We start from the raw sequence: 5,257 nt of genomic DNA, 5'->3' as shown, positions 1-5,257 counted from the left end.
GCCATTCAGGTGGTGGCTTCGGGGAAGGCTGGTGCGGCTGCAACGGCGGATCCTGAAACCGTGCAGGCGATGCGCCCGGTTTGGACGATGCCCGAAAAAGCATCTTACGCGCTGCGTTCGAAGGCTTGGCTTGATTACCAGAACGATGTCAAAGTGACGGATGTTGAGTTGGCCGCACGCGAGGGGTTCGAAAGCGTTGAGCACGCAAAGCGGTACACGACGCTTGGAATGGCCACGGATCAGGGCAAACTGAGCAATATCAATGGCCTTGCAGTTCTTGCGGGTCAACTGGGGCAGGACATCCCGAAAGTCGGCACGACAACATTCCGCCCGCCATATCATCCGATTTCGATGGGCGCGATTGCGGGTGAAGCACGGGGCGATCTGTTCCAGCCGATCCGCAAAACGCCGATCCATGATTGGCACGACGCAAACGGTGCCCATTGGGAGCCGGTTGGCCATTGGCGTCGCCCCTATGCTTTTGTGAAAGAGGGCGAAGACATCCAAACGGCAGTGAACCGCGAGGTGCTGGCAACCCGCAATAGCGTGGGGCTTTTGGATGCTTCGACACTTGGCAAACTGGTCGTGAAAGGGCCAGATGCCGGGCGTTTCATGGATATGATGTACACGAATATGATGTCGACGCTGGCGGTGGGCAAATGCCGGTATGGTCTGATGTGTTCGGAGAACGGCTTTTTGTCGGATGACGGCGTGGTGGCCCGGATCGACGAAGACACTTGGCTTTGTCATACAACGACGGGCGGGGCTGATCGTATCCACGCGCATATGGAAGAATGGCTTCAGACTGAGTGGTGGAACTGGAAGGTTTACGTGGCCAATGTGACGGAACAATACGCTCAGATAGGCGTTGTGGGCCCGAAGGCGCGCGACGTGTTGATAAAGCTGGGCGGGATGGATTTGTCGAAGGACGGCTTGCCGTTCATGCAATGGGCTGAGGGCGCGCTCGGGCAGTTTTCAGCGCGTGTGTTCCGGATATCGTTTTCAGGGGAGTTGTCCTTTGAGATTGCGGTTCCCGCAAGTCAGGGGCGTGCGTTTTGGGATACCCTGTTGGAAGCCGGCGCGGAGTTTCGGATCACGCCATATGGCACCGAGGCTTTGCACATCATGCGCGCCGAAAAGGGCTTTATCATGATTGGCGACGAGACAGACGGCACGGTTATTCCGCAGGACTTGGGACTGAACTGGGCGATCTCGAAGAAAAAAGAGGACTTTCTTGGGAAGCGGGCTCAAGAGCGCGACCATATGACCGATCCGCTCCGCTGGAAGCTTGTTGGGCTGGAAACCCTTGATGGCTCTGTGCTGCCGGATGGGTCCTACGCTGTTGGCGAAGGCATGAACGCCAATGGACAAAGGGTGGTGCAGGGGCGCGTGACGTCGACCTATCACTCGCCGACGCTGGATCGTGGGATTGCCATGGGATTGGTCGAATTGGGGCCGGATCGGATGGGCGAGGTGATGGAGTTCAACCGCGTGGATGGCACGTATGTGCTGGCGAAGATCGTGCATCAGGTGTTTTTTGATCGCGATGGGGATAAGCAGAATGTCTGAGGCAGTGAGCGCATTGGCCGGTTCTTCGGCGCACGGATTTGTCGACGTGACAGAGGCCGGGCTGGTCGGGATGGTCACGATCCGGGGCGATTATGGGAACACGGAGTTTCGCGACAAGGTTGCGACGCTCCTCGGACTGAATGTTCCGGATCAGCGCCAGATGACGACAGGGGGCACGGAGAAGTTGTTGTGGATGTCGCCCGACGAATTGCTGTTGGTGTGCCCACACGGCGAAGCCGACGCGCGCGTTGGCGCCTTGTCGGCGGGGCTTTCGGGCGTCCATCATTTGGCAGTGAACGTTTCGGATGCTCGGGCGGCATTTTGCGTAAAAGGAACAGCGTCGGGCGTGCGTGAAGCGTTGGCGAAACTGTCACCGGCGGACTTGCGCGCCAGCGTTTTGCCCGTGGGCGAGGTGCGTCGCACGCGGCTTGCCCAAGTTCCGGCAGCGATTTGGCTTGAAAGCGAAGACCGCGCTATGGTCGTGTGCTTCCGTTCGGTTGCAGGGTATGTTTTTGACTTATTGACGCAAGCATCCAAGCCTGGGTCGGAGCCAAGGTATTTTTAGCGCTATTTACGGATTTTCGCACATTTAGGCCGACTTTTTCGGCCAGAAGAGTACCGAGTTTAATTGATCGTCAGAAAGGTTGCTCTTGACCACCGGGGCATACCGACACAGTTACACGGCAGAGATAACGCCAATAACAAAGAGGCATGTCATGGCTTTTGCACTTCCTGATCTTCCCTACGCGCACGACGCTCTTGCCGCTAAAGGCATGAGCGCTGAGACGCTCGAATACCACCACGATCTGCACCACAACGCCTATGTCACCAATGGCAACAAGGCGATTGAAGGCACTGAATGGGCGGACAAGTCGCTTGAGGACATCATCAAGGGCACTTACGACGCCAACGCCGTTGCGCAGAACGGCATCTTCAACAACATCAGCCAACTTTGGAACCACAACCAGTTTTGGGAGATGATGGGACCGGGCAACACTGGAATGCCGGGCGCGCTTGACGCCGCTTTGGTTGAGAGCTTTGGATCGGTCGATGATTTCAAATCGCAGTTTTCTGCGGCGGGTGCCGGTCAGTTCGGTTCGGGCTGGGCATGGCTTGTGAAGAATGCCGACGGCTCGCTTGCTGTAACCAAGACTGAAAACGGCGTGAACCCGTTGTGCTTTGGTCAGACAGCACTCCTTGGGTGCGATGTGTGGGAGCATTCCTACTACATCGATTTCCGCAACAAGCGTCCGGTATACCTCACGAATTTCCTCGACAACCTGGTGAACTGGGAAAATGTTGCAAGCCGTATGTAAGCTTTGCAGGCAATTTAAATGAGAAAAGCGCGCCCATGAGGCGCGCTTTTTTTCGTTTTTCGGCGGTTTATTGGCGGCACCTGTACCAGGTCAAAAGAACTGGACCGAGCACGTAAGACTTGCAGATTGCAAAGGCCGGATAGCCAAAATCATGAAGATAGCGAGGAATAAATTCGCTTCTGGATGGAAGGAAAACACCGAGCCTTCGCAGTTGGGATGCGTGAGTTCGGGGTAAGGAAGTTCTGCTGAGTTGAGAGCCGCGAAGGCCAATTGCTGCAGTCTGGATAGGACGCTTTGGCGCTTTTCTCTCAGCTCCCGCTGGAAGCGTTTCCCCAGCGTTGCATTGCTCTATTCAGGAGCGAGGACTACCGTTGCTTCAACAGACGTGGGAGCCAAAAAAGCATGTCATTGGAAACCTACCTTGTCTGTTTGGCTGCAGCCGCTGTGTTTTTCGCAACGCCGCCTGATACCAGCCAATTGCCGATTATCTCGAACAGCATTCGTCACGCATTGCGCCGAAGGTTCTATACGATCGCCGGTGATCTAACGGCGAATTGTTTGCAGATGACGGGTGCGGCCTTTGGGCTTGCGGCTATTATTACAACCTCGGCCAGCGCGTTTGTGTGAATCAAATGGTTTTGAGTTTCGTTGGGTTTGTCGAAAGATCACGCCAGCGACGTTGAGGCCAATACATCGGGAAACGCGTCACGGCTGTTCAGGCAAGGGTTGTTACGTCGATGGCCAATCCGTTTGCGGTTGTCTTCTTTGTTGCACTTTTCCCGCAGTTCATTGATCCGGCCGCACCAGTTTTGCCGCGACTTTTACGGCTTGGGATCACCTATATCGTCGTCGATCGCGTTATCCTATTGATTTGGGGCTGGTTTGGCCTGCGCGCGGCAGGCGCTTTGAAACGCTTCTCGTTTGGACTTGTTAACAAGATTTACGGTGGGCTTATGATCGCGGCGGCTGAATTGCTGGCAACGCCAGATCCTGAGCCGTAACACCGAGGGTTCGCGTGTTGCCGGTCGCTTAAGTCAGTCCACTTTTCGTTTAGCTTTTAGCGCCGATTGCCGCGGTGATTTCCCCGATAGTGTCGACGCTTTGGAAGAGGGCGCGCATCGATGCATCAGCAAAGCCGTGGTTGATGACGTGATCGAGGAGCGCGAGAAGTGGGTTCCAATAGCCGTTAACGTTGAGCAAAATGATGGGTTTGGCGTGCAGGTCGAGTTGCGCCCAGGTCAGGACTTCAAAAAACTCATCAAGTGAGCCCGCACCACCCGGCAGCACAATGACCGCGTCCGCGTTCATGAACATCACCTTTTTGCGCTCGTGCATGGTTTCAGTGATGATCCTGTCGCCAAACACGCCCGAGGGGGCTTCCCGGTCGAGAAGATGGGTGGGAATGATGCCCATTGCGGGGGCGCCAGCGTCTGTGGCGGCTTGGGCCACCGCGCCCATCAACCCGACGTCGCCTGCGCCGTAGACAAGACGCCAGCCTTCGCGTGCGATGAGTTTGCCGGTGTCGCGCGCGGCGTCGAGATAATCGGGGTCGTTGCCCGCGCGCGAGCCGCAATATACGCACACCGAGAAGGGGGGAAGGCGCACGCGGTCAACTCCTTTATGTGAAACGGGTTTTGACCCTTGATAGCGGGGTTGCTATGGTCTCTCAAGCGTGGGCCGCGGAGACGGGACCGATCGCGCAAAGGGATGAGACCCGAGAGGCAGGGGAGAGGCGCGTGAAAGCGACCTGGATTAGTGGTGGCGTATTGGTTGTCGCGCTGTTGGCGCTGGCGCTTTTCTTTGGTTTGCGGGGCAGCGAGACTGAAGATGTTGCGGTGCCGGTTGATGTGCTTGCACCTGCCGCAGATGAGATCGTCTTAGAAAGAACCGAAGTCATACCTGAGGCCGAAGATGAGCCGGCGGTGGTGGCTGACGTTGAGACTGCTACTGAGGCTGAGCCCGTCGAACGAACTTCGCGCGCGGTGTTTGACATTGTACGTGTCGAGCCGGACGGAGAAACCGTTATTGCTGGGCGTGCAGACGCCAATTCAACGCTGACGCTTTTGTTGGATGGGGCCGAGGCCGGTCAGGCAGGTGCGGATGGCGGCGGAAGCTTTGTGGCGCTGTTGTCGCTTGGGACGGCGGATGTGCCGCGAGTTTTGACGTTGCTTGAGCGGTTTTTGGACGGTTCTGAGGCCTTTGCGGATCAGTCGGTCATTTTGGCACCAAGTCCGAAGGTTATTGTGGCCGAAGTTGAGGATGCAGGCGAAGTCGTTGCAGACGAGCTCGCTGCTGCGTCTGCTGGCGTCGAGAATAGCGATGCGGCCACTCTGGTCGAGGATGCGACCACGGCAGTGATAGCGTCCGCTGAG

General features: G+C 56.8%; 6 protein-coding genes and 1 pseudogene. 6 read left to right on the top strand and 1 reads right to left on the bottom strand.

From position 1 onward, the window contains the following. The 5 genes from AC221Y_RS19885 to AC221Y_RS19865 all read left to right on the top strand — a co-directional run. The coding region (locus tag AC221Y_RS19885) for a glycine cleavage T C-terminal barrel domain-containing protein (protein WP_486708151.1) at positions 1-1,569 on the top strand (1,569 nt) is incomplete at its 5' end. Further along, the gene (locus AC221Y_RS19880; RefSeq protein WP_486708150.1) at positions 1,562-2,134 is read left to right on the top strand and encodes a sarcosine oxidase subunit gamma; all 573 of its coding nucleotides are present in this window, start codon (positions 1,562-1,564) and stop codon (positions 2,132-2,134) included. The genes AC221Y_RS19885 and AC221Y_RS19880, both read left to right, overlap by 8 nt. Positions 2,135-2,285: 151 nt before the next feature. Then, positions 2,286-2,885 carry a superoxide dismutase gene (locus AC221Y_RS19875; protein WP_299753064.1) on the top strand — a complete coding sequence of 200 codons (600 nt, stop codon included), beginning with the start codon at positions 2,286-2,288 and terminating at the stop codon, positions 2,883-2,885. Positions 2,886-3,287: 402 nt separating this feature from the next. Continuing rightward, the gene (locus tag AC221Y_RS19870) at positions 3,288-3,512 is read left to right on the top strand and encodes a hypothetical protein (RefSeq protein WP_299753062.1); all 225 of its coding nucleotides are present in this window, start codon (positions 3,288-3,290) and stop codon (positions 3,510-3,512) included. Between the two features lie 110 nt (positions 3,513-3,622). Beyond that, complete coding sequence (locus AC221Y_RS19865) at positions 3,623-3,886, top strand: LysE family translocator (RefSeq protein WP_299753060.1); 264 nt, start codon at positions 3,623-3,625, stop codon at positions 3,884-3,886. Between the two features lie 49 nt (positions 3,887-3,935). Here AC221Y_RS19865 and AC221Y_RS19860 read toward each other — a convergent pair whose 3' ends face one another. Continuing rightward, positions 3,936-4,490, bottom strand: a complete 555-nt coding sequence (locus AC221Y_RS19860; RefSeq protein WP_299753058.1) for an LOG family protein — start codon at positions 4,488-4,490, stop codon at positions 3,936-3,938. A 131-nt stretch (positions 4,491-4,621) separates the two neighbouring features. Between AC221Y_RS19860 and AC221Y_RS19855 the strand changes: the two are divergent. Then, positions 4,622-5,257: pseudogene (locus tag AC221Y_RS19855) on the top strand (hypothetical protein); the annotation flags it as partial.

It is taken from the genome of Boseongicola sp., from assembly GCF_057460485.1.
The sequence above is the reverse complement of the archived record's forward strand: the minus strand, read 5'-3'. Positions and strand labels throughout refer to the sequence as shown.

Coding starts and splice junctions, on each gene's coding strand:
- AC221Y_RS19880 (WP_486708150.1), top strand. CDS start 1,562: ATGTCTGAGGCAGTGAGCGCATTGGCCGGTTCTTCGGCGCACGGATTT.
- AC221Y_RS19865 (WP_299753060.1), top strand. CDS start 3,623: ATGGCCAATCCGTTTGCGGTTGTCTTCTTTGTTGCACTTTTCCCGCAG.
- AC221Y_RS19875 (WP_299753064.1), top strand. CDS start 2,286: ATGGCTTTTGCACTTCCTGATCTTCCCTACGCGCACGACGCTCTTGCC.
- AC221Y_RS19870 (WP_299753062.1), top strand. CDS start 3,288: ATGTCATTGGAAACCTACCTTGTCTGTTTGGCTGCAGCCGCTGTGTTT.